Annotated in this window: 22 protein-coding genes; 13 read left to right on the forward strand and 9 right to left on the reverse strand. The window is 40.9% G+C overall.

Going from position 1 to position 24,024, the window contains the following annotated elements; all coding sequences use genetic code 11:
• The 5 genes from tnpA to G399_RS0113915 form a co-directional block, all read left to right on the forward strand.
• On the forward strand, positions 1–317 hold a 317-nt coding region (tnpA, locus tag G399_RS0113890; RefSeq protein ID WP_026843746.1), incomplete at its 5' end, for an IS200/IS605 family transposase.
• Positions 318–327: 10 nt separating this feature from the next.
• The gene (locus G399_RS0113895; protein ID WP_226988944.1) at positions 328–1,536 is read left to right on the forward strand and encodes an APC family permease; all 1,209 of its coding nucleotides are present in this window, start codon (positions 328–330) and stop codon (positions 1,534–1,536) included.
• A gap of 15 nt (positions 1,537–1,551) precedes the next feature.
• A complete protein-coding gene (locus tag G399_RS0113900; protein WP_006010107.1) occupies positions 1,552–2,313 on the forward strand; it encodes a dimethylarginine dimethylaminohydrolase family protein in 762 nt (253 codons plus the stop codon).
• Between the two features lie 209 nt (positions 2,314–2,522).
• Positions 2,523–2,726, forward strand: a complete 204-nt coding sequence (locus G399_RS22075) for a hypothetical protein (protein ID WP_006010109.1) — start codon at positions 2,523–2,525, stop codon at positions 2,724–2,726.
• Positions 2,727–3,245: 519 nt separating this feature from the next.
• Positions 3,246–6,134 (forward strand): M14 family metallopeptidase, encoded by a 2,889-nt coding sequence (locus G399_RS0113915; protein WP_006010111.1) that lies wholly within the window; start codon positions 3,246–3,248, stop codon positions 6,132–6,134.
• Positions 6,135–6,222: 88 nt separating this feature from the next.
• Here G399_RS0113915 and G399_RS20785 read toward each other — a convergent pair whose 3' ends face one another.
• Both G399_RS20785 and G399_RS21330 read right to left on the reverse strand, forming a co-directional pair.
• Positions 6,223–7,521 carry a methyl-accepting chemotaxis protein gene (locus G399_RS20785; RefSeq protein WP_051288579.1) on the reverse strand — a complete coding sequence of 433 codons (1,299 nt, stop codon included), beginning with the start codon at positions 7,519–7,521 and terminating at the stop codon, positions 6,223–6,225.
• A gap of 53 nt (positions 7,522–7,574) precedes the next feature.
• Positions 7,575–8,015 (reverse strand): hypothetical protein, encoded by a 441-nt coding sequence (locus G399_RS21330; protein WP_051288581.1) that lies wholly within the window; start codon positions 8,013–8,015, stop codon positions 7,575–7,577.
• Positions 8,016–8,242: 227 nt separating this feature from the next.
• Between G399_RS21330 and fur the strand changes: the two genes are divergently transcribed.
• Positions 8,243–8,671: a ferric iron uptake transcriptional regulator gene (fur, locus tag G399_RS0113925; RefSeq protein WP_006010113.1), complete on the forward strand. Its 429-nt coding sequence runs from the start codon at positions 8,243–8,245 to the stop codon at positions 8,669–8,671.
• 79 nt (positions 8,672–8,750) lie between these two features.
• On the opposite strand, the gene G399_RS0113930 is transcribed toward fur, so the two are convergent.
• From G399_RS0113930 to G399_RS0113945, 4 genes are read right to left on the reverse strand one after another with little or no spacing between them, the layout of a single operon-like run.
• On the reverse strand, positions 8,751–9,608 hold the full coding sequence (locus G399_RS0113930) for an aminotransferase class IV (RefSeq protein ID WP_006010114.1): 858 nt from the start codon (positions 9,606–9,608) through the stop codon (positions 8,751–8,753).
• Positions 9,609–9,610: 2 nt separating this feature from the next.
• Positions 9,611–10,618 (reverse strand): 5-oxoprolinase subunit C family protein, encoded by a 1,008-nt coding sequence (locus G399_RS0113935; protein ID WP_226988945.1) that lies wholly within the window; start codon positions 10,616–10,618, stop codon positions 9,611–9,613.
• Between the two features lie 5 nt (positions 10,619–10,623).
• Positions 10,624–11,448 (reverse strand): 5-oxoprolinase subunit B family protein, encoded by an 825-nt coding sequence (locus G399_RS0113940; protein ID WP_006010116.1) that lies wholly within the window; start codon positions 11,446–11,448, stop codon positions 10,624–10,626.
• Between the two features lie 11 nt (positions 11,449–11,459).
• Positions 11,460–12,191 carry a 5-oxoprolinase subunit PxpA gene (locus tag G399_RS0113945; RefSeq protein ID WP_006010117.1) on the reverse strand — a complete coding sequence of 244 codons (732 nt, stop codon included), beginning with the start codon at positions 12,189–12,191 and terminating at the stop codon, positions 11,460–11,462.
• An 88-nt stretch (positions 12,192–12,279) separates the two neighbouring features.
• On the opposite strand from G399_RS0113945, the gene G399_RS0113950 reads away from it, so the two are divergent.
• The 3 genes from G399_RS0113950 to G399_RS0113960 all read left to right on the forward strand — a co-directional run bounded on the left by G399_RS0113950 (position 12,280) and on the right by G399_RS0113960 (position 14,693).
• On the forward strand, positions 12,280–13,134 hold the full coding sequence (locus G399_RS0113950) for a CvfB family protein (RefSeq protein WP_006010118.1): 855 nt from the start codon (positions 12,280–12,282) through the stop codon (positions 13,132–13,134).
• 8 nt (positions 13,135–13,142) lie between these two features.
• Entirely contained in the window at positions 13,143–13,550 is a 408-nt protein-coding gene (locus tag G399_RS0113955; protein ID WP_006010119.1) for an OsmC family protein, read from the forward strand.
• Positions 13,551–13,619: 69 nt separating this feature from the next.
• The gene (locus G399_RS0113960) at positions 13,620–14,693 is read left to right on the forward strand and encodes a hypothetical protein (RefSeq protein ID WP_006010120.1); all 1,074 of its coding nucleotides are present in this window, start codon (positions 13,620–13,622) and stop codon (positions 14,691–14,693) included.
• 32 nt (positions 14,694–14,725) lie between these two features.
• On the opposite strand, the gene G399_RS0113965 is transcribed toward G399_RS0113960, so the two are convergent.
• Both G399_RS0113965 and G399_RS0113970 read right to left on the reverse strand, forming a co-directional pair.
• Positions 14,726–16,357 (reverse strand): DNA recombination protein RmuC, encoded by a 1,632-nt coding sequence (locus G399_RS0113965; protein WP_006010121.1) that lies wholly within the window; start codon positions 16,355–16,357, stop codon positions 14,726–14,728.
• Positions 16,358–16,617: 260 nt separating this feature from the next.
• Complete coding sequence (locus G399_RS0113970; protein ID WP_006010122.1) at positions 16,618–18,150, reverse strand: fumarate hydratase; 1,533 nt, start codon at positions 18,148–18,150, stop codon at positions 16,618–16,620.
• Between the two features lie 111 nt (positions 18,151–18,261).
• Here G399_RS0113970 and pabB point away from each other — a divergent pair, with 111 nt between their 5' ends.
• The 3 genes from pabB (at position 18,262) to G399_RS0113985 (ending at position 22,024) form a co-directional block, all read left to right on the forward strand.
• Positions 18,262–19,761, forward strand: a complete 1,500-nt coding sequence (pabB, locus tag G399_RS0113975; RefSeq protein WP_006010123.1) for an aminodeoxychorismate synthase component I — start codon at positions 18,262–18,264, stop codon at positions 19,759–19,761.
• On the forward strand, positions 19,758–20,348 hold the full coding sequence (locus tag G399_RS0113980; RefSeq protein ID WP_006010125.1) for a CoA pyrophosphatase: 591 nt from the start codon (positions 19,758–19,760) through the stop codon (positions 20,346–20,348). The genes pabB and G399_RS0113980 overlap by 4 nt, the downstream gene beginning before the upstream one ends.
• Positions 20,349–20,650: 302 nt before the next feature.
• Positions 20,651–22,024: an L-serine ammonia-lyase gene (locus G399_RS0113985; protein ID WP_006010127.1), complete on the forward strand. Its 1,374-nt coding sequence runs from the start codon at positions 20,651–20,653 to the stop codon at positions 22,022–22,024.
• A 51-nt stretch (positions 22,025–22,075) separates the two neighbouring features.
• Here the strand turns inward: G399_RS0113985 and cysB are convergent, their stop codons facing one another.
• On the reverse strand, positions 22,076–23,050 hold the full coding sequence (gene cysB / locus G399_RS0113990) for an HTH-type transcriptional regulator CysB (protein ID WP_006010129.1): 975 nt from the start codon (positions 23,048–23,050) through the stop codon (positions 22,076–22,078).
• A gap of 249 nt (positions 23,051–23,299) precedes the next feature.
• Here cysB and G399_RS0113995 point away from each other — a divergent pair, with 249 nt between their 5' ends.
• Positions 23,300–24,022 carry a sensor histidine kinase gene (locus G399_RS0113995; RefSeq protein WP_006010130.1) on the forward strand — a complete coding sequence of 241 codons (723 nt, stop codon included), beginning with the start codon at positions 23,300–23,302 and terminating at the stop codon, positions 24,020–24,022.
• The last annotated feature ends 2 nt before the right edge of the window (positions 24,023–24,024 follow it).

Consider the following 24,024-nt stretch of genomic DNA (forward strand, 5'->3'; position numbering starts at 1 on the left):
AAGAGATCCTTGACGGGCTGCGTCCGATATTCGCCAGTGTCTGTATTGATTTTGAGGCAGAACTAATCGAGTTCGACGGCGAGGACGATCATGTTCACCTATTAGTGAACTATCCGCCTAAAGTGGCAGTGTCGAAACTGGTGAACAGCCTCAAGGGGATATCGAGTTTAATGATCCGGAAGAAAAAATATCCAAGCATTCAAAAAAAGCTATGGGGCGGCGCATTGTGGTCGCCTAGCTACTTTGCGGGGAGCTGTGGTGGTGCGCCAATTGCTGTGATCCGCAAGTACATCGAGCAACAGCAAACGCCACACTAAAACAAATGGAATATGGCGCTCTTGGGCATTAGTGGCAGGCATGATGATAGGCTCAGGAATTTTAACTATGCCAGCCTTACTTGCCGGTTATGGTAGCTATAGTTTCATTGGCTGGGCGGTAACCGGGTTTGGCGCTATATGCCTAGCCTTAACCTATATTTATTTATCATCCAGAAAGCCTGGTTTAGGCGGCCCTTACTTTTATGTACATGATGCTTTCGGATCCAAATGGGCGGCCATTGTGGCTTGGGGATATTGGTTGTCATTAGTCGCCTCGGTAGCAGCTCTTGCGCTGGCGTTTACGGGGTATAGTAAGGCCTATCTGCCCTTTCTCGACAATAATCCGCTGTACAGCGCAACTTTTGCCATTTGTATTATTATGTTGTTTACGTTTATCAACATTCGTGGTGTTCGTGAAGCGAGCACAGTTCAGCTTATAACCACTGTACTCAAGATCCTACCTTTGATATTTATCGGTGTCGCTGGGATCATGTTTGGCGAAGTAAAGGAGATCCCAGCGATTAAACCTGACAATAATTCGCTATTTCACATGGTGGCGGGATTATGCTTGTTGATCATGTTTGCTTTTATTGGCGTCGAGTCGGCGACATTGCCATCAGAAGACACCATCGAGCCTAAAAAAACTATTCCCAGAGCCTCTATATTAGGCACACTAACCGCACTAATTGTGTATATGGTCGCCATGTTAGGATTAATGTCTACTATTTCCTTGGCAGAATTACAACAATCTACCTCACCTTTTGCTGATGCGGCACAAATACTTGTTGGCAACTCGGGCGCCATCATTATAACTATAGGCGCATTATTCGCGATTAGCGGCACTTTAAATGTGTGTATTATGATCACTGGCACTATTATGTTAGCAGGTGCAAGAGACGGCTTGTTTCCTTCGTATTTTAGGCAACAAAATTCGCAAGGAACCCCCGTACGCGCATTGTTATTTTCAAGTACTTTGGGCATAATTTTGTTATTGTTTAATAACAGTGAATCACTCATCAGCAGTTATGAATATTTGTTGATTATTGCCACTTTCGCTGTGCTAATTGTTTATTTAGGCACAGGATTGGCAAGTATAAAGCTACAATGGAAAGACCATAAGCAAAGTCAAAATATTAGTGTTTTTCATCTAACCATCGCTATACTAGCCACTTTGTTTTCATTATTGGCCATCATTGGTGCATGGGTCATATATCAATAAATATTAGGAGCAAACATGTTTACCAGAGCAATTGTGCGCAAACCCTGCCTAGCAATGCTGAGCGGACTTACCGAAGCGAATATGGGCTTACCCGATTACAACTTAGCCTGTGCACAGCATCATGATTATATTAGGGCTCTTAAAGAATGTGGGTTACAGGTTACCGAGCTGCCTGCAATAGAAGACTATCCAGATTCATGCTTTGTGGAAGACGTTGCCTTACTAACACGCAAGTGCGCTATTTTAACTCACCCTGGTGCACTAAGCCGCAGAGGAGAAGTGTCGCATATAGAAGATGCCATTAAACTATTTTACCCCAACATTGAACGCATCAATTTAACCGGTCATGTGGAAGCCGGTGATATTATGATGGTAGATGATCATTTTTACATTGGCCTATCAGCACGCACCAATGTCGAGGGCGCAACACAAATGATCAGAATATTAGTCAAGCATAATTTATCGGGTTCAATGGTCGAAATGTCAGAATTATTACACTTAAAAACAGGCTTAAGCTATTTAGAAAAGAATAACCTGCTCACTTTTGGTGAAATGAACACGCATCCTGATTTTACGCAGTTTAATGCTATTAAGATTGATAAGGATGAAGACTACGCAGCCAACAGCGTATGGATAAATGGCACTGTATTGGTACCCAAAGGATTTCCTAAGGCGCTGCATGCGATCCAACAATTAGGGTATAAAACACGCGAAGTCGCTATGTCTGAATTTCAAAAACTGGATGGAGGCTTAAGCTGCTTGTCCTTGCGTTTTTAGAATACTAACAAGCAAACGCGTGTTTTGCTTAGACCCGATATTAGCGTTGCTAGCAAGTTGGGACTACTCTTTTATGACCAAATATAGGCTCTCTATTCTTGGTCAATGGAAACACAGATGTCCCAAGTAGGAATGGCGGTTCATTTATATTGAATCTATATTATAATTCTTGTAGGCTCAAAGAATACCAATTTAACCGGAATGTGACGTTGCAGTTTAATTTTGAAAAGCTAGTTACTAGCGCTAACGGAATGCTACCAGCGTCGGTTTACACGGCGATATCTGAAGCTGCTAAAAACGCGAAAGCGGATGTTCTCGAGGTTGGCACCGCACATGGCGCCAGCGCTATAGCCGCGGCTAAGGAATTGAGTGAGCATTTATTGATTACTTCGAGGCAAAAGGTCTGTTGTTAAGAGACAAAGTTATCAAAGAGACTTATTTTGGTGTAAAACCAGAAGACAAAAATGTGGACGTTACCTTTGATCTAGAAGACTTTCTACTGATCTACAGACAACTAACATTTGGTAAAGGAAAAAGTAGATCAACTTTTACGCTCAAAGGCTTAGAAGTTCTAAAGCGCACTGCTCCTAATGTCCACCTTACATTAAAGAAAATTTTCAGCCCTCGTAACCTGTAAACTTGTGCTTTGTTCTGCTGATACGCTAAGTGCCTGTATAATGCCAAAGTATATGAAATTCACAGCGCATTGAACCTTGAAATCAACGCCGATGTTGAGGCTACCTTCGCCATCTCTTTCGCCTCAATAAGCACCGCTGTCGGCGTTGTATCTGATTGATTATTGTTGCGGACGATACACTATTGTCAGTTTACTACAGCCAACATAATCTTAAATCTTAGCTTGTCATATATGTCATTTTTGTCGCACAATAAGGACAGGAAATATAATTATTATAACGATAAAAGGAAAAGTTATGCGAAAGCCTATTAGCGCTGCAATTTGCGCAGGATTACTTGCATTATCGATTGGCGTCAGTCATGCAAGTTTATTAATGAAACCCACCTATAACGCCGATTTAGACTATCAATCTCAAATGTTCAGCGGTAATTACAACGAAGCCTTGACCCACCCTGACACTATTCTTGGGTTCCCTATTGGTCAACGTGTTGCGACACCGGTTCAAATTAACCAATTAATTCAGACTTGGGAAACCCAAACCGATCGCTTGCATGTAATTGAGTACGCGAAAAGTCATGAAGGTAGACCGTTGCATGCAGTTTTCATTTCAAGTCCTAAAAACTTGGCAAAAATGGATGAGATTTTAGCAAAGTTGGACGCTCTTTCAGACCCGAGAAAAACATCCGACACACAAGCGTCACAAATTATTGAAGAATTACCCGCAATAGCATGGATGGCATATTCTATTCACGGCAACGAAACCTCGGGTTCTGATGCCGCATTAACGTCTATTTATCATTATGCCGCTTCAGATGATCCAAAAGTAAAACAAATGCTTGAGGATATGATAATTGTTATCGACCCCATCATGAATCCTGATGGTCGCGACCGTTTTGCAAAGTCACTTGAACAATATCGAGGAACTGCCCCCAATGTTGACGATCAATCATTACTGCATCGCGGGGATTGGCCTTATGGTCGCACAAACCATTACTTTTTTGACTTAAACCGCGACTTCTTTTACCTAACTCAACCAGAAACAAAAGGCAGAGTATCGCTAATCAACAAATGGCGTCCTCAGTTAATGATTGATGGTCATGAAATGGGACCGCAAGACACCTATTTAATGGGGCCACCGAGACAGCCACTTAATTTCAATATTGCATCTAGCGTACAAAAATGGGCAAAAACATTTTCAGTTGAGCAAGGTGCTGCGTTTGATGAAAAAGGATGGCGTTACTACACCGGAGAATGGTTTGAAAACTGGTATCCTGGCTACTCAAACTATGCTGAGTACAGAGGTTCTATGCATATTTTGTATGAACAATCACGCATGGCTGAAGACGGTGTGAGACGGCCAGAGGGTACAATTCAAACCTATAAAGAATCGGTTCATCATCAGTTTGTTAGTACGATGGCGAACTTAGAGTCATTGCACAAATACAGTAAGGAGATGTACCAAGATTATTGGAGTGACAGAAAATCGATCCTTAAAAAAGACAGTCAGTATGCGAATAAAACCTACGTTGTGTTAGCGAATAATAACCAAACTCGCATGAATACCTTGGTTGAAAAACTGCAAGCGCAAGATATTGAAGTGTACGTGGCCGACAAAAGCTTTCAAGCAAAAGATGCAAGCAATCACTTAGGTAAAACGCAAACAACAACGATACCGAAAGGTAGCTTAATTATTCCTAATCGTCAGCCAGAAGCTCGCCTTCTATCTGCAATAATGGAGTTTGATGCACAACTTTTACCCGCAACGGTGCAACAAGAAAGGCAAAAGCTGCTGCGTGAAGGTCAATCTATTATGTATGACACTTCTGCTTGGAACTTAACAATGATGTATGGCTTAGAGGCACTGACCTTACCTACCAATGTAACGGATGATATTAGCCGCTATTCGGCTAATAATGCAGCCAAAGTTAGCGCAACAGCAGATGCAATTGCTTGGGCAGTTAACGGTGATGATGATGCCTCAGTGGCTTTTGCTGCAAGGCTAATGGAGCGTGGAGTGCAGGTTCGTGTGATCGACAAAGCGAGCCAACTCGGACAAGAAACCTTAGTGCGAGGCTCCGTCGTGGTTACCATCACTGACAATCCAAGCAAGGCTAATTTAATCGCCTTGATTAACGAAACAGCAGCAGAAACCTCATTATCTATTCAAAACATAAAAACAGGTTACGGCACTGGTGACATGCCAGAATGGGGTGGCGAACACTTTGCGCTTTTAAGTCAACCACAAATTGCCATCATTAGCCAAACAGGAATAAGCAGCAATGATGTTGGTGTGACTTGGTGGAGCTTAGATACGCATTTAGGAATTCGCCATTCTCAATTAGACTCATCTACAATTTCGCGTACCGACTTACGTCGCTACAACGTAATAATTATGCCTAACTCTCGATCAATCTCGGACACTACAATAGACACCATAAAAAGCTGGGTTGAACAAGGCGGGACGTTGATTACGCATGAAGGCTCAACTCAAGCTATTGCATCAAAAGATTTCAGTAAAGTGAAGTTGCTTGACGATATCCTAGATGATTCAGAAAAATATGATATTGCACTGCAACGCAGACTGCTTGCACAAGAACCGTTAGGCGATATGAAAGACTATTTTGCAATGACCGTGCAAGAAGATGTGGATTACCCTTGGGATGATGCACCTAAAAGACTGAGTAAAGAAGACCTTGAAAAACGCAATGCATGGCAAAAGCTTTTCATGCCTGCAGGTGCGATGGTTTCTGGCAATGTTGACACACAACATTGGCTAACTTTTGGCACCTCAAAAACCCTACCTTTATTGTATGGACGACAGCCCGTGCTAATTGTTCCTGAAAATGCGCAAGCGGTTGTGACCGTAGGCGTTTATGCGGATAAAAAGCAAGAAACGAAATCCAAAGACGACGATGACGAAGATAAAACAAAGGCTATCGGTTGGTACACTTTGCCCAAAGACAAAGAGCTTCATGTTCGTATGAGTGGATTGTTGTGGCCAGAGGCAGCTCAACGCATCGCCAACTCTGCTTACTTAACAAGAGAAAGTGTTGGTAATGGTCAAATCATCATGTTCTCTGGTGAACCTATATTTAGAGGGGCTACCTTAGGGACTAACAGATTGCTATTAAATGCAGTTGTGTTTGGTCCCGGCATGGGAACACGTCCAAATATTGAGTTATAACTAACCACAATGTGTATATCGGGTCTTAGTAAAGTCTGCTAAGACCCAATACAACACCTGTTTTCCTGCTTTAAAAATACACCATTCACTACAATCTAAATTTCAAAACAGCCTGTTTTAACGAACTCATTTGTTCACCTAATTGATGGGTTGCACGATTGGATTCTTGTGTACTTTGTGCGCTGTTTTCCGCTAGCTCGACAATGCTCTTTAAGCTGACAACAACATCATCTAATAGCACTTCTTGACTTTGCGTATCACCAACGATCTGACTGCTTACCGCAGCTAGAGCTTCAATTATCCCTCTGATATCAGACACTTCAGTGGTCACTTGTTGTGTTAGTACAACACCCTTCTCAACTTGCGTGGTTCCCAGGTTTATCGCCTGAACCGCTTGGTTTGCGTCTTTTTGCAACGCGACTATCATTTGCTCAATTTCTTCGGTCGATTTGTGCGTTCTGGTTGCTAGCGTTCTGACCTCATCAGCAACAACAGCAAAGCCTCCGCCTTCCTCACCCGCTCTAGCCGCTTCTATGGCAGCGTTAAGTGCTAACAAATTAGTTTGTTTGGAGATGGTTTTAATAACATCTAAAATACGACCAATTTTATTGCTGTTATCACCCAGTCTATGGATTATTATTGCAGACTGCACGGCTTGCTGTGCTTGTTCATCAACTTGCTTGCGGCTCTGATCAACCAATGATATGACGGTGTCAATTTGTGCAATAGCTTGTGTCATTTGTTCTCTGGAAGCTTCAATTTGTCGTAAATTATTTAAACTCGTTTCCTTTACTTGCAGCGTATTGACTGATTTCTGACTGATTTGATGTTGCTGCATAGCCACTTGCTGCAGACTTCTATCGCCCATTTCAATGCTGCTATTGATAACCTCAGTCAGCACTTGTTCTTGCTCATGGATGCTACCTACTAAGGTTTGCAATGAATCAATAAGTTTATTAATGTTTTTTGATAATTCGGCAAACTCATCATAACCTCCGTCGTCCATTCGGTGACTTAGATCACCACTACTCAATACTTTTAATCGCTGGTTAACTTCTTTTAATGGCTTTGCAATGCTTCGTATTGCTATCAGTGCCAGTATAATAGTTGCGGTAATACAGATAATCGAGACTAGAATATTTTTAATCTCATTACTTTCAACCGTATTTAAAATATCTTCTTGGCCTTGCAAAGTGGCCGCATTGACGCTTGCGGTCAGCGTACTTAATATTTCAGTAGTTTGATTGAGCGCCAAATTCGCATCTTTGTAGGATTGATTGATTGCTTCAATCAAGCCTAACCGTTTCATTTGTAATGCATAGATACCCATATCTCCAGACAACACCGTATTTAAAATAGCAAATTGGGTATTGAAACTGGCAACCACACCGTCATTTTCTACTGTTTCCGCTAGTCGGTTAAGATATTTTGCATCTGCATCTATGTTCGTGATGTTGTATTGTATTGCATGTCATCTATCGTTTGCTGAATGTGCCCACGCTCCTCAGCCCGAGCCAATTCTTGAATAAAGCCAAGTATGGAAGTGAGTTTATTATCAACATTGTTGCCCATCCCAATAAGCGGTTCTAGGTTTCTTTCATGGCCCTCTAAGTAACTTAAATCGAGCATTAGCGCGCTTGCTTCGTCCGCTATACTGAGTGCTTTTTCACTCGAGATTGCTAGCTCTTTTCTAATAGCAATAATGGCATTTATATCCGTAAATATTTTTTCACCAAAGCTAATATATTGACTACTTAAATCAACCGTAGTTGTCAATTGATACTGATTATCATCAACGACAAAAGTCTGCAGTGAGTTCAGGCCATCAGTTAAACTTAGGGAAAGTTGAGTAAAACTGTCTTTTTGTAACGCAAGTTCCACGTCCTCAGTTTCATCAATTCAGGCATACCTGTGCTCTTTATTTAATAATGTGTACATTATACAAGCAACTTTTTAATTTATATTTTGTAAATTTCGATGTTAACTACCCTGTCAACGCCATTGTTTTGCAACCAGCCTCAGGTTATCTGATAAATATTCCGACTGATACTGTTAAATTTTTACAACTTACCTATACTGTACATTAAGTTTCAAAAACGAAGTCTCCCATGGACCAAAATAAAGAATTAAAAAAAGCAGGACTGAAAGTTACATTACCTCGTTTGAAAATATTGGAAATTCTTCAAGGGCCTCAAAATCAACACATTAGCGCCGAAGATGTGTATAAAATATTGCTTGAGAAAGGTGAAGAAATAGGCTTGGCAACAGTTTATCGCGTTCTTAACCAGTTTGACGATGCAGGTATTTTAAACCGGCACCATTTTGAGGGCGGAAAATCTGTTTTTGAAATTAGTCACAAAGACCATCATGACCACTTAGTGTGTTTAAGTTGCGGTAAAGTGTTTGAGTTTGAAGATAACGTCATTGAAAGGCGCCAAGACGAGATTGCAGCTCAACACAACATGAAACTGACAAACCACAGTTTGTATCTGTACGGCGAATGCAACACGGTAGATTGCGAAAACGCCGACCAATAAAAACCTGTCGTTGAGTGATGTAATCTGAATACAAAAAAGCGATGAAATACTTTTTTATAGGAAGCATTCATCGTTTTGTTTAGCAGTTAAATTTATATTTATTATACGCATTTTGGGCCGCAACCCATATTGGTCCTTGCTTACCATTGCCGACTTTTTTACCATCTACTGATAAAACCGGCCCAATTTCTTTACTCGAACTGGTTATCCATACTTCATCTGCATTTAGCAAATCAGGTAACGAAACAACGCACTCATTCACTTTATAATCGGTGTGCCGACTAATAGCATCTATCGCAATACGTCGTGTTATGCCCGGTAGTAAATGGTTATCCAGTGCTGGTGTATAAATTATGTTGTCTTTTACCATGAAGACATTGCACGCTGCCGCTTCGGTAATTTCTTTGTTCTCATTGTATAGAATGATTTCATCAACACCGGCGTCTTGTCCTTGTTGAAAATGCATCACATTGCCTAACAATGACGTCGACTTAATGTGACAACGCTGCCACCGCAAATCTTCTCCGGTAGTAACATGAAACCCTTTCACTTTTTCAGCTGTGGCGTTTTGGCTTGGCGGTGTATCAAAAGCATAAGCAAATACTGTCGGTGTTACATTTTTAGGGTATGCATGAAAACGTTTACCATCTGTACCGCGGCTAACATGCACGTAAACGCCTTGCGATTCAGAAGACTGCTGAGAAATAAGCTTACCAATAATCCCAGCCCATATATCTGCGTTAATTTCATAGTTGATGCCAACACTGTGTAATCCGTTTTTCATCCGCTGCAGATGCAAACCCAAACCAATCGGTTTGCCAGAATAAGTCGGGATGACTTCATAAATGCCATCGCCAAACAAAAAACCTCTATCCATGGGAGAAATTTTAGCTTCACTGGCATCTACAAACTCGCCATTCAAATACACTTTATTCATTGTTAGTCATTCCTACTCAGTTGATTTTGCGCAAAGTTGTTCATTCTTATTTGGCCAAGCAGCCACTCTTGTCGCGCAGTTAATACATCACACTCTTCAAATTGAATAATACTGCCGGGGCGACACTGGCCTAATTTGGGTAGGTCAATCGTAATAATACTCCCAATTTTAGGATAACCACCAATAGTCTGTCTTTCAGCTAACATGATGATAGGTAACCCGTCAGGCGTTATTTGTATTGCGCCATTAGCAATACCTTCGGAATAAAGCTTAACTGCGATCTCTCCAATAGATCCGCCGGATAGTCTTATGCCCATATTGCTAGCTTCATTGCTGACAGTAAAACGTTGATTAAAAAAGCGAGCTTTCATTTTATGCTCAAATAGTGCCTGTTGATAACCCAACACTATTCTCACAACATACACTTTTGCCAAGGTCGTGGCGGGAACAGCCATTGTTGTCAGCGTTTTATGTGCAATGCCTTTACTATCCGGTGCTATCGGTGACAGTCGAACATTTATAGAGGCATTGGTCGATACAGCGCTGTGTATGCCTGTTTCATATTCCAGCACATCCGCTACCTGAAATCCTTTGCCATCAAAATTCATTCCACCGGTTTTCTCTCGCGTCACAGCACAACAAGAATCTAAAAAAAGGCGGGTCTTGAAGCGTTTATTACAAGCGATGTAATTCCTAGCGCCCAACGCTGGCTCGATAATTCGTAGCGTCCCGTCTTTTTTCCAAACTATTTTACGGTTCAATGGTTGACGCACATCGTCAATCAATACGCTTGCTTGGGCACCCGTCACTGCAATCTCGGTATCCTGCGTTGCAACAGCCTCAAAACCGCCAAGGAGTACCTCAATGGTTGGATTGGTAATAGACACTTGCATTATAGCATTGGCAAGCATATGGCTATTCGTATCAAGTGCTCCTGATTGAGTGAAGCCTTTATGTTTATGACCCACTCTTCCCAAGTCAGTGAACCGAGAACTAAGGCCCGTCGCCATTATTTTCACGAATGCACCCAATTTGTATATTCGCTTTCAGTTACTGGGTAAAACTCGACATAGTCGCCCGGTTTTAGCAGTGCCTCAATATGACCACTTTCTACACTATTAACATTCGTAGTGTTAAATAAAAGTTCAAGCGGCGTATAGCCAATAATATGCCAACCACCTGGCGATTCATCTGGATAAATAGCCGTTTGACGATCGGCGATAGCAACAGCACCTTTGGGCACTTTTGAACGCGGTTTACTTAATCTTGGTTGAGACAGTTCCACAGGGAGTTCTCCTAAATAGGCAAAGCCGGGCATAAAGCCTGTCGCAAACACGCGATACACGTTCGAACAATGTAAATTCACCACTATGTCTTCACTTATATTTTTGTCTTTAGCCACTTTAGCCAAATCAGTCTGCAACGAATTGAGCTGATAGCACACAGGAATTCGATGAAAGCGTTTGTCGGTTGAAAGTGCGTCAAGATTTTTACGGCTTGTATCAGAAATTTGATCGCAACTGAGTTGTGTTGTTGCGGTTAATTTTTCACCTACGCAATGGTTAATTTCATTAGTGGCTTCGCTAGCTAATTTTTTCAACAATGCATTCACAGCAAGGTGGTCAACTTCGTATAGTGAAAACTCGATAAGCAAAGAAGTATACGACGGAATATATTCACAAAGCCAAGATGGTCTATTGGCTAATAAAGCGCGGGTCAGAATTTCAATGACTATATTTGCTAATTCAAGACCGATCGTTGTGTCATCAACGTATACTATGACACAACAATCTGAAGCCGTTCTAATTTCAAGAAGGTCTTTATAATTTGTTATTGTCATACTATTTAACCTTATTGATCTTGCAGCAGTACTCTTATTTTCTCAGCTGTCTGCATTGCTTCTGGCGTGTCACCGTGTACACAAATTGTATCGGCTTGAATACACAATACAGCGCCACTTGGGGTAATAACCTCATTGCATTGAATGAGACGTCGAGCTTGTTCAACAGACTCAACAGCACTCAACACTGCTTTTGGATCACTGCGCGGCATTAACAGCCCAGAATCTAAGTATAAGCGGTCGCAAAAAGCTTCGAACAAAAGGGTAATTCCAAATTCCTGCGCTTCGATACGTAAAGCCTGGTTTTGACTGCCCGCTTGCACTACCAAGGGTAAATCAATATAGAATCCGGCAATAGCAGAAAATACGGCTTTCCTAACCGAACTATCCGCCATCATGTCATTGTAAAGCGCGCCATGGGGCTTCACATGGTTAAGCACTTGACCTTGGCATTTCGCAAGGCCATCCAAAGTGGCTACTTGAGCCTGAATAATGAGTATGAGTTCCTCGGGTGGCACGCGCATACTTCGGCGACCAAAACCTTGTAGATCTGGATAGGAAGGATGTGCGCCAATTAGAACGCCGTGATTTGCAGCTAGTATAATGGTTTTATGCATAACGATAGGATCGCCCGCATGGCCTCCGCAGGCAATATTAGCCATGTCGATGTATGGCATAATGTCGGCATCAGCATCGAACTGCCAATGCCCGTAACTCTCACCTAAATCCGCGTTTAATTTCATAGAACCTAACTTAAGCATGATGTTGAAAAATTCAATGCTGTTATACTAAAGCCATAACGTTAAAAAATCATGTAAAAGAGAGTGTTAAATGCCAATTATTGGTCAAGTGAATGATTTGATGGTCACCGACGAACTCCCCTTTGGTTACACATTGTCTTATTCGGGTACGCAAACTGATTCAGATGGGTCGGTATTCCTTCCGTTAAGTGATGCAAATGGTCAATTCGTCGAGGGACAAACACTACAAGCCTTTGTGTATTACTCACAAGATGGCAGTTTTCATGCAACTCAAAAAGACATTCCAATAAAAGTTAATGACTTTGCTTTGCTTACCTGCACCGGCGAAACAGATTTCGGTGCATTTTTTGATTGGGGATTAGAGCGTGATTTGTTAGTGCCCAAATCAATGCAACATAGACCCATGGATATTGGTTTAAGCTATGTCGTTTACTTGTTGGATGATGCGAATAATAGAAAAATGATAGGTTGCACTAAACTCTATCGATTTTTGGACGAAACTACCGATGATTTATCGGTTGGTGAAGCCGTGTCAGTTATTGTTTTTGACGAGACTTCTTTGGGCTTCAAATGCGTCATCAATAAACAATATCAAGGCTTGCTATTCAAAAGCGATTTGTTTAAAAGACTTGCTGTTGGCGACCAACTCACTGCATTTGTAAAACAAATACGAGAAGATGGTAAAATTGATTTATCGTTGCAAAAAGAAGGTAAAGAAGCGAGGAAAGACCTAGCGACTGAAATTATGGAGGATTTAGTTGCGCATGGCGGTATTTCAACTGTTACTGATAAAAGTTCTGCTGATGAAATATTTGCTCGTTATCACGTTAGTAAAGGCGCCTATAAGCGCGCAATTGGCACGCTTTATAAAGATAAAAAGATATTATTGAGCAAAACACACATTTCCATTGTAGAAAAAAAATAGGTGATTAAATGAAAGCAACCGTCGTGTGGGAGCCATCTGAAAATGGTTTGAGTTTTGAAGGTGAAATGGATAATGGCCGAAAGCTTAAGCTAGATGGCAACGGTAACGGTCTCTCGCCAATGGAATCAGTATTAATTTCAGTAGGTGCTTGCTCTTCTGTTGATGTGGTTGAAATCATGCGCAAATCTCGCCAAAAAATGCAAGGTTGTTACTGTGAATTGGAAGCTGAAAGAGCTGAATCGGCACCACGAAAATTTACTAAAATACACGCTCACTTTGTGGTTCAAGGAAAAGATATAAATGAAAAGCATTTGGCAAGAGCTGTGCAATTGAGCACCGAAAAATATTGCTCCGTTATGCTAATGTTAACCGGCAATGTAAGCATTACAACCAGCTTCGCTGTACAAGACAAGTAATTTACTTCAGTTGTTTGTCTTTTTCTAGTAAACCGGTTTGTGTTAATAAACAGCGCAAGGTAGAGAACGATGAATTTAGTGACAAAAATCATTTTAACAGCATGCATTTTATGTATTACCTTTGTTGCTGGCTATTTAGCTGGCAGCAACGCTAAACTGACATCAATACTGTCTTTCGCAAAGACGGAAAACGCTCAAACAGCAAAGCAACTTAACAGCGAATTAAACACATTGACCGTTGCGCCAACGACTAATCCACCTGTTGACCATCAAAATTCTGCGTTAGATACAACGAACGTAGCCAAGACCCGGGCATTAAATAACACTGCGATAATACTCGACAGTGGCGATATTATCGCTTTGTTCAACGACTTTGTTACTTATTCAACATCAAATTCAGACTATAAAGAATATGGTAAAAAAATCGATGACATTCGCAAGATTTTGGTGTCCTCTAATAGTGAGCTTGCATTGCTATTGGAATATTTTGATCAAGTCCCTATTGATTCTCAAGCGAGCTATATGTTTGTTTCTATCATAATGGGGTTGCCACAAGAGTTGAGTAAACCGGCCATGCAACGCGTTATGGAAAACACTCTTGTGAACACAGATCCGGCCAATTTAACAAACTTTTTAGAATTAGTGGCAAGAACCGGGATCAAATCCCCTTCGATTACGTCATCGTTAAAAGATATCGCTATTTTTAGTGGAAAAGATGATGAAGCCTTAAGCGCATTAGATATGTTGATGCCCTACGAATTGAGCCATACTGAAAACCAACAAGTCACAGATCGTCTCAAAGCCGCTATAGATAGCAGTGAAAGCGCCGATAGTCCTTATTACTTTAGTCAATTACTTCGCTTTAGTAGTTCAACACAAAGAGAGCAATTGGCACTTGATACATTTAACGCAACCGATGCGAATACCTCAATGCAATCGATTATCATGGATTCCATTCAGGCAGGTACTCTGGATAGGTCGCCTGCGTTAAAAGAGGCTTTGTTTAATATTGCCAAACAAGACCAAAATCAATTGCAACAACAGGCGCTCTATACCTTGTTATATCGTTTTGATTTATCTCACGATGAATATAACGATATCAGTCGTGATAAAAACCTAAATATCGAAAACAGTCGATTTTAACAGCAACTTATAATTAAGGTTGCTGCAGATAACTACGCGTCTGTTGGAATATCTTCAGTGTCATCAATATCGTCATATTCATCATCTAGACTGCCATCTAGCAAACCAGCATCTAGCGATTTAGTTGGTGTAACACCGAGTTTTTTAAATTGCTCTGCTTGTCTAACTAAGTTCCCTCGCCCGGTAGATAATTTGCCCATAGCGGCTTCATATGCTTTTGCGGTGGCGTCAACATTTCTACCAATTTTTTCCATATCTGTTACAAAGCCATGGAACTTGTCATACATCTTACGCGCTTGGTCCGCTATTTTATTTGCATTCTGATTTTGGTATTCGTATTGCCAAATATTATTAATTGTCCGCAGTGCAACCAGTAAATTGGTTGGGCTGACTAACATTATTTGGTTATCAAGCGCGAGTTTTATAAGCTCAGGAGCATGCTCAATGGCTGAAATGAAAGCCGATTCGATTGGAATAAACATCAGTACATAGTCTAATGTCCTTACCCCGGTTAAATCTTGATAGTCTTTTTTACTCAATCCTTTGACGTGACCACTTATCGAATTGATATGCTCTTTGATAGCACGTTTACGGTCATCATCAGTTTTTGCATTAACGTACCTCTCATGCGCTATTAGTGACACTTTGGAGTCAATGATAATGTCTTTATCGTTAGGTAGATGAACCACAACATCAGGCTGATATCGTTTGCCATGGTCGTCTTTTAACGACTTCTGAGTTTCGTATTCATGACCATTACGTAGTCCAGATTCACTTAGTATTCGCTCTAAAACCAGTTCACCCCAATTGCCTTGTTGCTTGTTGTCCCCTTTTAATGCATTGGTAAGGGCTGCGGCTTCTTCAGTGATCTGTTTGTTGAGTTCTTTCAAACTGAGGATTTCGGTTTTTAAAGACGCTCTTTCTTGCCCTTCTTTGACGTATTGATCAGACACTTGGCGCTTAAATGATTCGATTTGATCTTTAAGTGGTGCTATTAGCTGGGTTATTCCGGACTCGCTGGTTTTGGTGAACTTTTCTGATTTTTGCTCAAAAATTTTGTTAGCTAAATTCTCAAATTGTATCGAAAGCTGCTTTTCGGCATTTTCAAGCAAGCTTAACTTTTCGGAGAAACTCTTTCTTTCTTGCTCAAAACCTGCTTGTTGAGAGTGATAACTTGCTTGTAATTTCGTGTATTTATCGTTTACTTCTTCCAACTTCTTCGAAAATACTGCGTTTTCATTTTGCTCACGCAGTAATTCATCCGCCTTTTGACTCAAAATCCCTATTTCGCGTTGATTGTCGGCGATTATGTTGCGACCTGTCTCTAACTGCTGCTTATATTCAAATTCATTTTTTTGCAGCCTATCTTGGAGTTCGACGATTTTAGCATCGTATTGATTAAAAGATTGGCTATTTAACGCAATCTGTTGCTTAAAACCTTGGATTTGACTGTCATATTGATTTTTTTGCTCACTGAGTTCATCAATATACGCGTCTGACTGTTGTATTTTTTCTGACTGGTGCGTCGCTTGGATTGAGTTAAATTGACCCCTTGATTGAGACCGCATGATCAAATAAACGATCAACCAAACGATCAGCAAGGTAACAAACGCAGCAGTTGTTGATGCTATTGCGACGTCGATATTTATAAACCGTTGTAACATGGAGTACTTGTCCTTTCAGGCTCTTTATTTATATGCCCACATCAGCACACAAGTGCTCGGGCATAAATTGATTGATTGAATGATTGAATGAAAATCGATAAACACAAGTGAATTGATAATAAGAGGGTCTCATCAAATTGAAGGACCCTACTTCGTTGCTACGCTGTTTATATTTGCTCATGTAGCAATATGTAGCAAAGATATAATAAATCTTTAATAAATCTTTAATAAATATTTAATAAATATTTAATAAATAGAGGCTATTTCATTCTCAAAGCCGCATCTAAGTCAGCAATATTCGCTTTCCAAATAGCAGGGCCTATTTCGTGTGCATTCGCACCTGTGCTATCTACAGCAACAGTCACTGGCATATCAACAACATCAAACTCGTAAATTGCTTCCATTCCTAAGTCTTCGAAAGCAACCACCCGCGACTTCTTAATTGCTTTAGATACGAGGTAAGCTGCACCGCCTACTGCCATTAGATAAACCGCTTTGTGCTTAGCAATACTTTTAACTGTTGCTGGGCCGCGTTCGGCTTTACCTATCATGCCTATAAGGCCTGTTTGCTCCAACATCATGTCAGTAAACTTATCCATGCGCGTAGCCGTTGTTGGGCCAGCAGGACCAACAACTTCGCTGCCAACAGCATCAACTGGACCCACGTAATAAATAAAGCGGTTTGTTAAGTCAACGCCATCAGGCAAGCCCTCGCCATTATCCAACATCATTTGTATGCGTTTGTGCGCTGCGTCTCGGCCCGTCAACATTTTACCGCTAAGTAGAACAGTTTCACCCACCCTCCAGTCTTGAATATCAGCTTTAGTAATATCATTCAGATTGACCCGTCTGGTGTCTTTACTAACTTCCCAAGTCACTTCTGGCCAGTCTTCTAAATTAGGTGGCTGTAACTCTGATGGACCTGAACCATCAAGGTAAAAATGCGCATGACGTGTTGCCGCACAATTTGGGATCATAGCAACCGGTTTAGATGCTGCATGCGTTGGCATTGATTTTATTTTGACATCAACGACCGTGGTTAAGCCACCTAAACCCTGCGCACCAATACCTAAGTCGTTCACTTTCTTAAATATATCTAAACGCAGTTTTTCTTCAGTCGTAACCGCACCACGCTCCATTAATTCTTGAATATCAACCGGATCCATTAAACTTTCTTTGGCTAAAACAGCGGCTTTTTCTGCTGTTCCACCAATGCCTATGCCTAACATGCCCGGAGGACACCAACCCGCTCCCATTGTTGGCAATGTTTTAACCACCCACTCTGCTATATCGTCACTCGGGTTTAGCATGACCATTTTAGATTTGTTTTCTGAACCGCCGCCTTTGGCTGCTATCATGACTTCTATTTTTTCGCCTTTAACAGTATCAATGTGCACGACTGCAGGTGTGTTGTCTTTTGTGTTAATACGATTGCCAGCAGGATCAGAAACAATCGAAGCTCTTAGAGGGTTGTCGGGATTAAGATAAGCACGACGAGTTCCTTCATCGACCATTTCTTGAACGGTCATATCGGTCTTATCCCAACTTATCGCCATGCCAAGTTTAACGAAGCAAGTCACAATTCCTGTATCTTGACAAAGCGGACGCTTGCCCTCAGCAGACATTCTTGAGTTAATTAGAATTTGTGCCATAGCGTCCTTTGCTGCTTTGCTTTCCTCGCGATTGTAAGCAGCCTCAACTGCCTTAACGTAATCTAAAGGGTGATAATATGAGATAAATTGTAATGCATCTTCAATACTGTCTATAAAGTCTTGTTGACGAATGACGGTCATGATGTCCTCTATTTTTTTCAAAGATTAATATGGTTTTGATAACTAGCCAAGTATACTACTTAACTCATGTCTATTTCGCTAAAAAAAACCTGATTATTTACGAGGTTAACATTGTCATTACCAATTTTCATTGAGGAGTGTCCTGAACTTGGAGGGATTTCCGCAGTTCAAGTATTTTCCGCTTACCAGCATTTGCCTTGGGCAATGTTACTCGACACTTGCAATAATCAATTAAGCGATGGTCGTTACGACATTATCGTGCATTCTCCTATTGCAAAGCTAGTGGTTAAAAGTAAGAAATTGGTCGAATCTGCGATCCACGGTTGGACCAGTTTACTCGAAACAGAATCAGACACGGTGGATCAATGCCCGTTTGAAAGATTAGAACAAATTCACAGCAAATTTAAATTAATGGTTAGTGCGACTGACTCCAGTCCGCTTCCTTTTTTATGTGGCGCCTTAGGTTACTTCAATTACGATTTAAATGTACAGTTAGACGGCATACAAGACAATAATGCAGAGCAATATTCATCGCCTGACTTAGCCGTGGGTATTTATGATCAAAGTCTCATTTTTGATAATAAAACCAACAAAGTCTATCGTTGTTATATCGACGCGAAGCGCGCAGAGCAGCTGAAACGCCTTAATTTGCGTGAAAATAATAATACGGATGCAGGTAACTCAGAAAAATTTCGGCAATTGAGCCGTTGGTCAGCTAACCAAACAGAGTCTGAATACCGCAAAAAGTTACAAAAAGTCGACGATTATTTGCATTCCGGTGATTGCTATCAAATAAACTTTGCTCAGCGCTTTGAAGCTCCTTATCAAGGTTCTGAGTGGCAAGCTTATCAACTGCTTCGCAACGTTAATAAAGCCCCATTTTCATCTTTTATTCGCCTAGAAAATAGTTGTATTTTGAGTGTCTCTCCTGAACGTTTTTTGCAAGTAAAATCAGGCATGGTAGAGACAAAGCCAATTAAAGGCACACGTAAACGAGCTAAAAATAGTGAAGATGATAAAAAGCTAAGTGAAGAATTGCTTAATTCAGAGAAAGACCGAGCTGAGAACCTCATGATTGTTGATTTGCTTAGAAACGATCTAAGTAAACACTGCGAGCCGCACTCAGTTATAGTCCCAGCCTTATTCAAACTCGAAAGTTATCCTGCAGTACACCATATGGTCAGTACCATTTTAGGTAAACTTAAGACAACGTCTTCGCCCATTCAATTACTCAAAGGCGCTTTTCCTGGAGGATCGATAACAGGTGCTCCAAAATACAGGGCAATGCAAATCATTCAGGAGCTTGAACCGGATAAACGCAGTATTTATTGTGGTAGCATAGGTTACATTGGTATACGTGACGATATGGACACCAACATTTGCATTCGTACGGTGTTAGCAGAAAATAATCGACTTTATTGTTGGGCTGGTGGTGGTATTGTATTAGATTCAGATATTGACAGCGAATACCAAGAAAGCTTGGATAAAGTCGCCAAAATATTGCCTGTGCTTGAAGAAACGATGCAAATAGACGACTTACCACAAGACAGTATGATAAAGGCAACGGTGACAGTAAAAAGTCAATATGAAGTGGATAAACCAACAGCATGAATGAAAAACACTTTTTATCCAAGTTCCACCTTCCTTGGTCAGCCGGGCCATCGCACGACTTTCCATTTCCAGTAAAAACTAGGCCAGCAGCGGTGCTTATCTGTTTGCAACCGCCATTTGAAGACTTACATGTATTGTTTACGCAGCGTGCAATTCATTTAAACCATCACGCAGGTCAGATAAGTTTTCCAGGCGGTAAATATGAAACCTTCGATGAAACATTGGTTGACACTGCGCTGCGTGAGGCTGAGGAAGAAATTGGCCTTAAACCGGATAAAGTTCGCATACTTGGCACTCTTCCTGAGTATAAAACCATTAGTGGGTTCGCTGTTTTACCTGTCATTGGTATTTTAGATGAATCAGTTGATCTCGATAATGACTTAATAATTGATAGAAATGAGGTCAGTCGCGTATTTCAGGTGCCGTTATCACACTTAATGAACCAGAGAAATTATTTTGTGCATCATGTCGAGCGTCGCAAACAAACTTTTCCAGTCTATTTTATCCAGTATCAGAATGATCTTATATGGGGGGCTACAGCGGGTATGACCGCGCTACTATGCAAACATATCGAGTTTTACTCTTAATTAAATCGGACGGCTTTTAATAGTATAACTTACCTAGTTACTTGAGCATCTTAATTCAAGCTCTTTCAAGCTCTCTCAACCTTGATTCAACCTTGATTCAACCTTGATTCAACCTTGATTCAACCTTGATTCAACCTTCATTCAGCCTTCATTCAACCTTCATTCAAGATTATTTCCGGTAAATCTCGATCAATAACATCGCATTAACATTTCTAATGCAACTGATTAGCAAATCTCATTTGTTTATTAACAAAACTATGTAAAACTAGTGATGGATGAAATTTACAGATAAGCGATAAAGTATGATCAGTGTTTTTGATATGTTCAAGGTCGGTATCGGCCCATCAAGTTCTCATACAGTTGGCCCTATGCGAGCCGCAGCAGCCTTTTGTAATGTATTAAAGCAAGCAGAGCTTTTTGACCGCATAACAGCCGTAAAGACGGAACTTTATGGTTCGTTAGGCCAAACAGGCAAAGGCCACGGCACTGGTAAAGCGGTTATCTTGGGCTTACTTGGCTATTTACCGGAGAACGTACCGGTCAAAAAAGTCGAGAGTATGTTATCCCAAGTCGAAACTGATCAAATGTTGAAGCTTAACCAAGAACATCAAATTATCTTCCCAAAAGATGGAGCCATTGTGTTCCACCGTAGAAAAACCCTTTCTTTGCATTCTAATGGTATGACATTCTTCGCATTTGCGGGGACTGAGTGCGTAATGCAACAAACATATTATTCAATAGGCGGCGGTTTTATCGTCGAAGAATCTGAGTTTAAAGCGCAAAAAGCCGAAAAATTTGCTGAACAACAAGTCGACGCTCCTTTTCCATTTTCAACAGCCACTGAACTAATGCAAATATGTCATGACAATGGCTTTTCTATTAGCACATTGATGATAAGAAATGAAATATCGATCATGCCAGAGGAGATTCTCAGAGAACGTTTAGTCTACATCTGGGGGGTTATGAAGGAATGCGTACAAAACGGTATTAACACTGAAGGTATTTTACCCGGTGGATTAAAAGTGCACCGACGTGCGTACGGTCTATACCGAAAATTAAAAAATGAAAACAATAACGACCCCATGCAAGCGATGGATTGGGTAAATTTATTCGCACTTGCAGTCAATGAAGAAAATGCAGCTGGAGGCAGAGTTGTTACTGCACCTACTAACGGTGCCGCAGGCATCATTCCAGCCGTGTTATGCTACTTTGATAAATTTATTAAACCCGTTGACGATGACACTGCTTGTCGCTATTTATTAACTGCCGCAGCTATCGCTATTTTATACAAGAAAAATGCATCAATTTCGGGTGCAGAAGTGGGCTGTCAGGGGGAAGTAGGCGTTGCTTGCTCAATGGCGGCTGGCGCATTAACAGAAATACTGGGGGGGACTGTCGCCGCTGTTGAGAACGCAGCTGAAATTGGTATGGAGCACAATTTGGGATTAACATGTGACCCTGTAGGGGGATTAGTTCAAGTGCCATGCATTGAAAGAAACGCAATGGGTGCTATCAAAGCAATCAATGCCTCTCGCCTTGCTGTTAGAGGCACAGGTAACCATAAAGTGTCGTTGGACAAAGTCATTAAGACAATGTGGGAAACTGGCAACGACATGAAAACAAAGTACAAAGAAACTTCCAGAGGTGGTTTGGCTGTCAATATTATCGAGTGCTAATAACTCGATAATATTGACCTAAATGGTTGGGCTGCAGCAACCCCCATTAGTCTATTTTACAGGCAATGTCAGCCCTTTAAACATCTTCTCAACCTCTTCATTGTTCTTTTGCATCATCGCTCTCTCTACCACATCCTTAGTTAGGTGCGGCGCAAACCGTTCTATAAATTCATACATGTAGTTTCGCAGAAACGAACCTTTTCTAAAGCCAATTTTTGTTGTGCTGTACTCGAACAAATGACTTGCATCAATTTTCACTAGGTCAGAATCTAAATCATCGCTAACAGCCATAGAGGCAATCACACCAATGCCCACTCCCAACCTGACATAGGTTTTAATAACGTCGGCATCAGTCGCTGTGAACACTATTTTGGGTTCTAAACCAGCGACATTAAATGCGTGGTCAAGCTCTGACCGGCCAGTAAACCCAAATACATAAGTGACTAAAGGATATTTAGCGATGTCTTGAATAGTGATCGATGTTTTCTTTGCTAGTGGATGATCTTTGTTTACGATAACAGACCGGTTCCAATGGTAACAAGGTAACATCACTAAGTCGTTATATAGATGCAACGACTCAGTTGCAATCGCAAAATCAGCTTCACCTTTGGCCGCTAAATCGCTTATTTGTGACGGGGTGCCTTGATGCATATGCAAGGATACCTTAGCATACTTTGCCATAAAACCTTTTATTACATCTGGTAACGCGTAACGAGCCTGAGTGTGCGTAGTCGCTATGTTTAGCTTACCTTGGTCTGGTAATGTGTACTCGCGAGCAACCGCCTTTATGCTCTCAACTTTAGCAAGTATTTCGCGCGATATATTGATCACATCCTTGCCCGCATCTGTGACGTGGGTAAGATGCTTTCCACTTCTTCCAAATATTTGAATACCCAGTTCATCTTCAAGCATTCTTACCTGTTTACTAATACCTGGTTGCGAAGTAAAAAGTGCCTCAGCCGTTGCTGACACATTTAGGTTATTGTTTAGGACTTCGACGATATATCTTAATTGTTGTAATTTCATTAAATAACCTAGGGGTTGATATTACTGAATTCAGTATCTTTATTTTATTCTCTTTATAATCAAATAATAGACAATTTAAAACAAATTTGCATAAGAATTTAGCAAAACATTGGTGTGACCAACGATTCTCTCCCAATTTTTAGTCTTTTAATACCTTAGTATTCTTTTAAAATGAGGCTGTAGGGCATTAATGGTATAGTATCAAGTAAATCGGTCGACAAACTAAGCAGGTCTTTAAAAAGGTGAGCCATGTCACACAATCAACAACTCAATGTCGATAAACGAAGCGATAATTTAACGATTGATTTCGCTTCCGTGATGGCTGTTGCTGTACACGACATGAAAAACTCACTTAGCCTACTGTTGCAGACTATCGAAGATTTATCAAAATCTCTGCCTCCATCAGAAAACATAAGCAGACAATATATTGTGGATTTGCACTATGAAGCGAATCGAATGAACACCACATTAGTTCAGATCCTGTCGCTTTACAGGGTCGAATTAGATGCGTTATCACTCAATATTGATGAATGTTTTATGGAAGATTTAGTGTATGAAATTATAGAGTCAAACAAAACCTACACAAAGCAAAAAAATATTACCTGCTCGGTTGAGGTCGACAGTGAGTTATCTTGGTTTACGGACAAGGATTTACTATTTTTGTTGATGAACGACGTGTTGGTCAATGCAATCCGTTATGGCGCAAGTGAAATTAAGATTTCAGCGGTAGTGGAAAACGAGTATCTCTGCATTGCGGTAGAAGACAACGGTCCTGGTTATCCACAGAGCATGCTCGATATGTCAGATGCAGCGATGAAATCATTGAGTGTAAGTGAAGGAAGAACAGGTTTGGGTTTATTCTTCGCTAGAATGATTGCACAGACCCATAAAAACAAGGATCGACAAGGAAGCATTAAGCTAAGTAATAATAGCATTACGGGCGGTAGTATATTTAAGGTACTATTACCCTAAAG

The organism is Brumicola pallidula DSM 14239 = ACAM 615, assembly GCF_000428905.1.
In the GTDB taxonomy this organism is placed as follows: domain Bacteria; phylum Pseudomonadota; class Gammaproteobacteria; order Enterobacterales; family Alteromonadaceae; genus Glaciecola; species Glaciecola pallidula.

Bases quoted from the DNA above. Each gene is read 5' to 3' on its own strand.
- G399_RS0113955 (WP_006010119.1), top strand. From the start codon at position 13,143: ATGAAAGCAACCGTCGTGTGGGAGCCATCTGAAAATGGTTTGAGTTTT.
- G399_RS0113950 (WP_006010118.1), top strand. From the start codon at position 12,280: ATGCCAATTATTGGTCAAGTGAATGATTTGATGGTCACCGACGAACTC.
- G399_RS0113965 (WP_006010121.1), bottom strand. From the start codon at position 16,357: ATGTTACAACGGTTTATAAATATCGACGTCGCAATAGCATCAACAACT.
- G399_RS0113930 (WP_006010114.1), bottom strand. From the start codon at position 9,608: ATGAATAAAGTGTATTTGAATGGCGAGTTTGTAGATGCCAGTGAAGCT.
- G399_RS0113900 (WP_006010107.1), top strand. From the start codon at position 1,552: ATGTTTACCAGAGCAATTGTGCGCAAACCCTGCCTAGCAATGCTGAGC.
- cysB (WP_006010129.1), bottom strand. From the start codon at position 23,050: ATGAAATTACAACAATTAAGATATATCGTCGAAGTCCTAAACAATAAC.
- G399_RS0113945 (WP_006010117.1), bottom strand. From the start codon at position 12,191: ATGAAATTAAACGCGGATTTAGGTGAGAGTTACGGGCATTGGCAGTTC.
- G399_RS0113935 (WP_226988945.1), bottom strand. From the start codon at position 10,618: ATGGCGACGGGCCTTAGTTCTCGGTTCACTGACTTGGGAAGAGTGGGT.
- G399_RS0113915 (WP_006010111.1), top strand. From the start codon at position 3,246: ATGCGAAAGCCTATTAGCGCTGCAATTTGCGCAGGATTACTTGCATTA.
- G399_RS0113970 (WP_006010122.1), bottom strand. From the start codon at position 18,150: ATGACCGTCATTCGTCAACAAGACTTTATAGACAGTATTGAAGATGCA.
- G399_RS0113995 (WP_006010130.1), top strand. From the start codon at position 23,300: ATGTCACACAATCAACAACTCAATGTCGATAAACGAAGCGATAATTTA.
- fur (WP_006010113.1), top strand. From the start codon at position 8,243: ATGGACCAAAATAAAGAATTAAAAAAAGCAGGACTGAAAGTTACATTA.
- G399_RS0113985 (WP_006010127.1), top strand. From the start codon at position 20,651: ATGATCAGTGTTTTTGATATGTTCAAGGTCGGTATCGGCCCATCAAGT.
- G399_RS0113940 (WP_006010116.1), bottom strand. From the start codon at position 11,448: ATGACAATAACAAATTATAAAGACCTTCTTGAAATTAGAACGGCTTCA.
- G399_RS0113960 (WP_006010120.1), top strand. From the start codon at position 13,620: ATGAATTTAGTGACAAAAATCATTTTAACAGCATGCATTTTATGTATT.
- G399_RS0113980 (WP_006010125.1), top strand. From the start codon at position 19,758: ATGAATGAAAAACACTTTTTATCCAAGTTCCACCTTCCTTGGTCAGCC.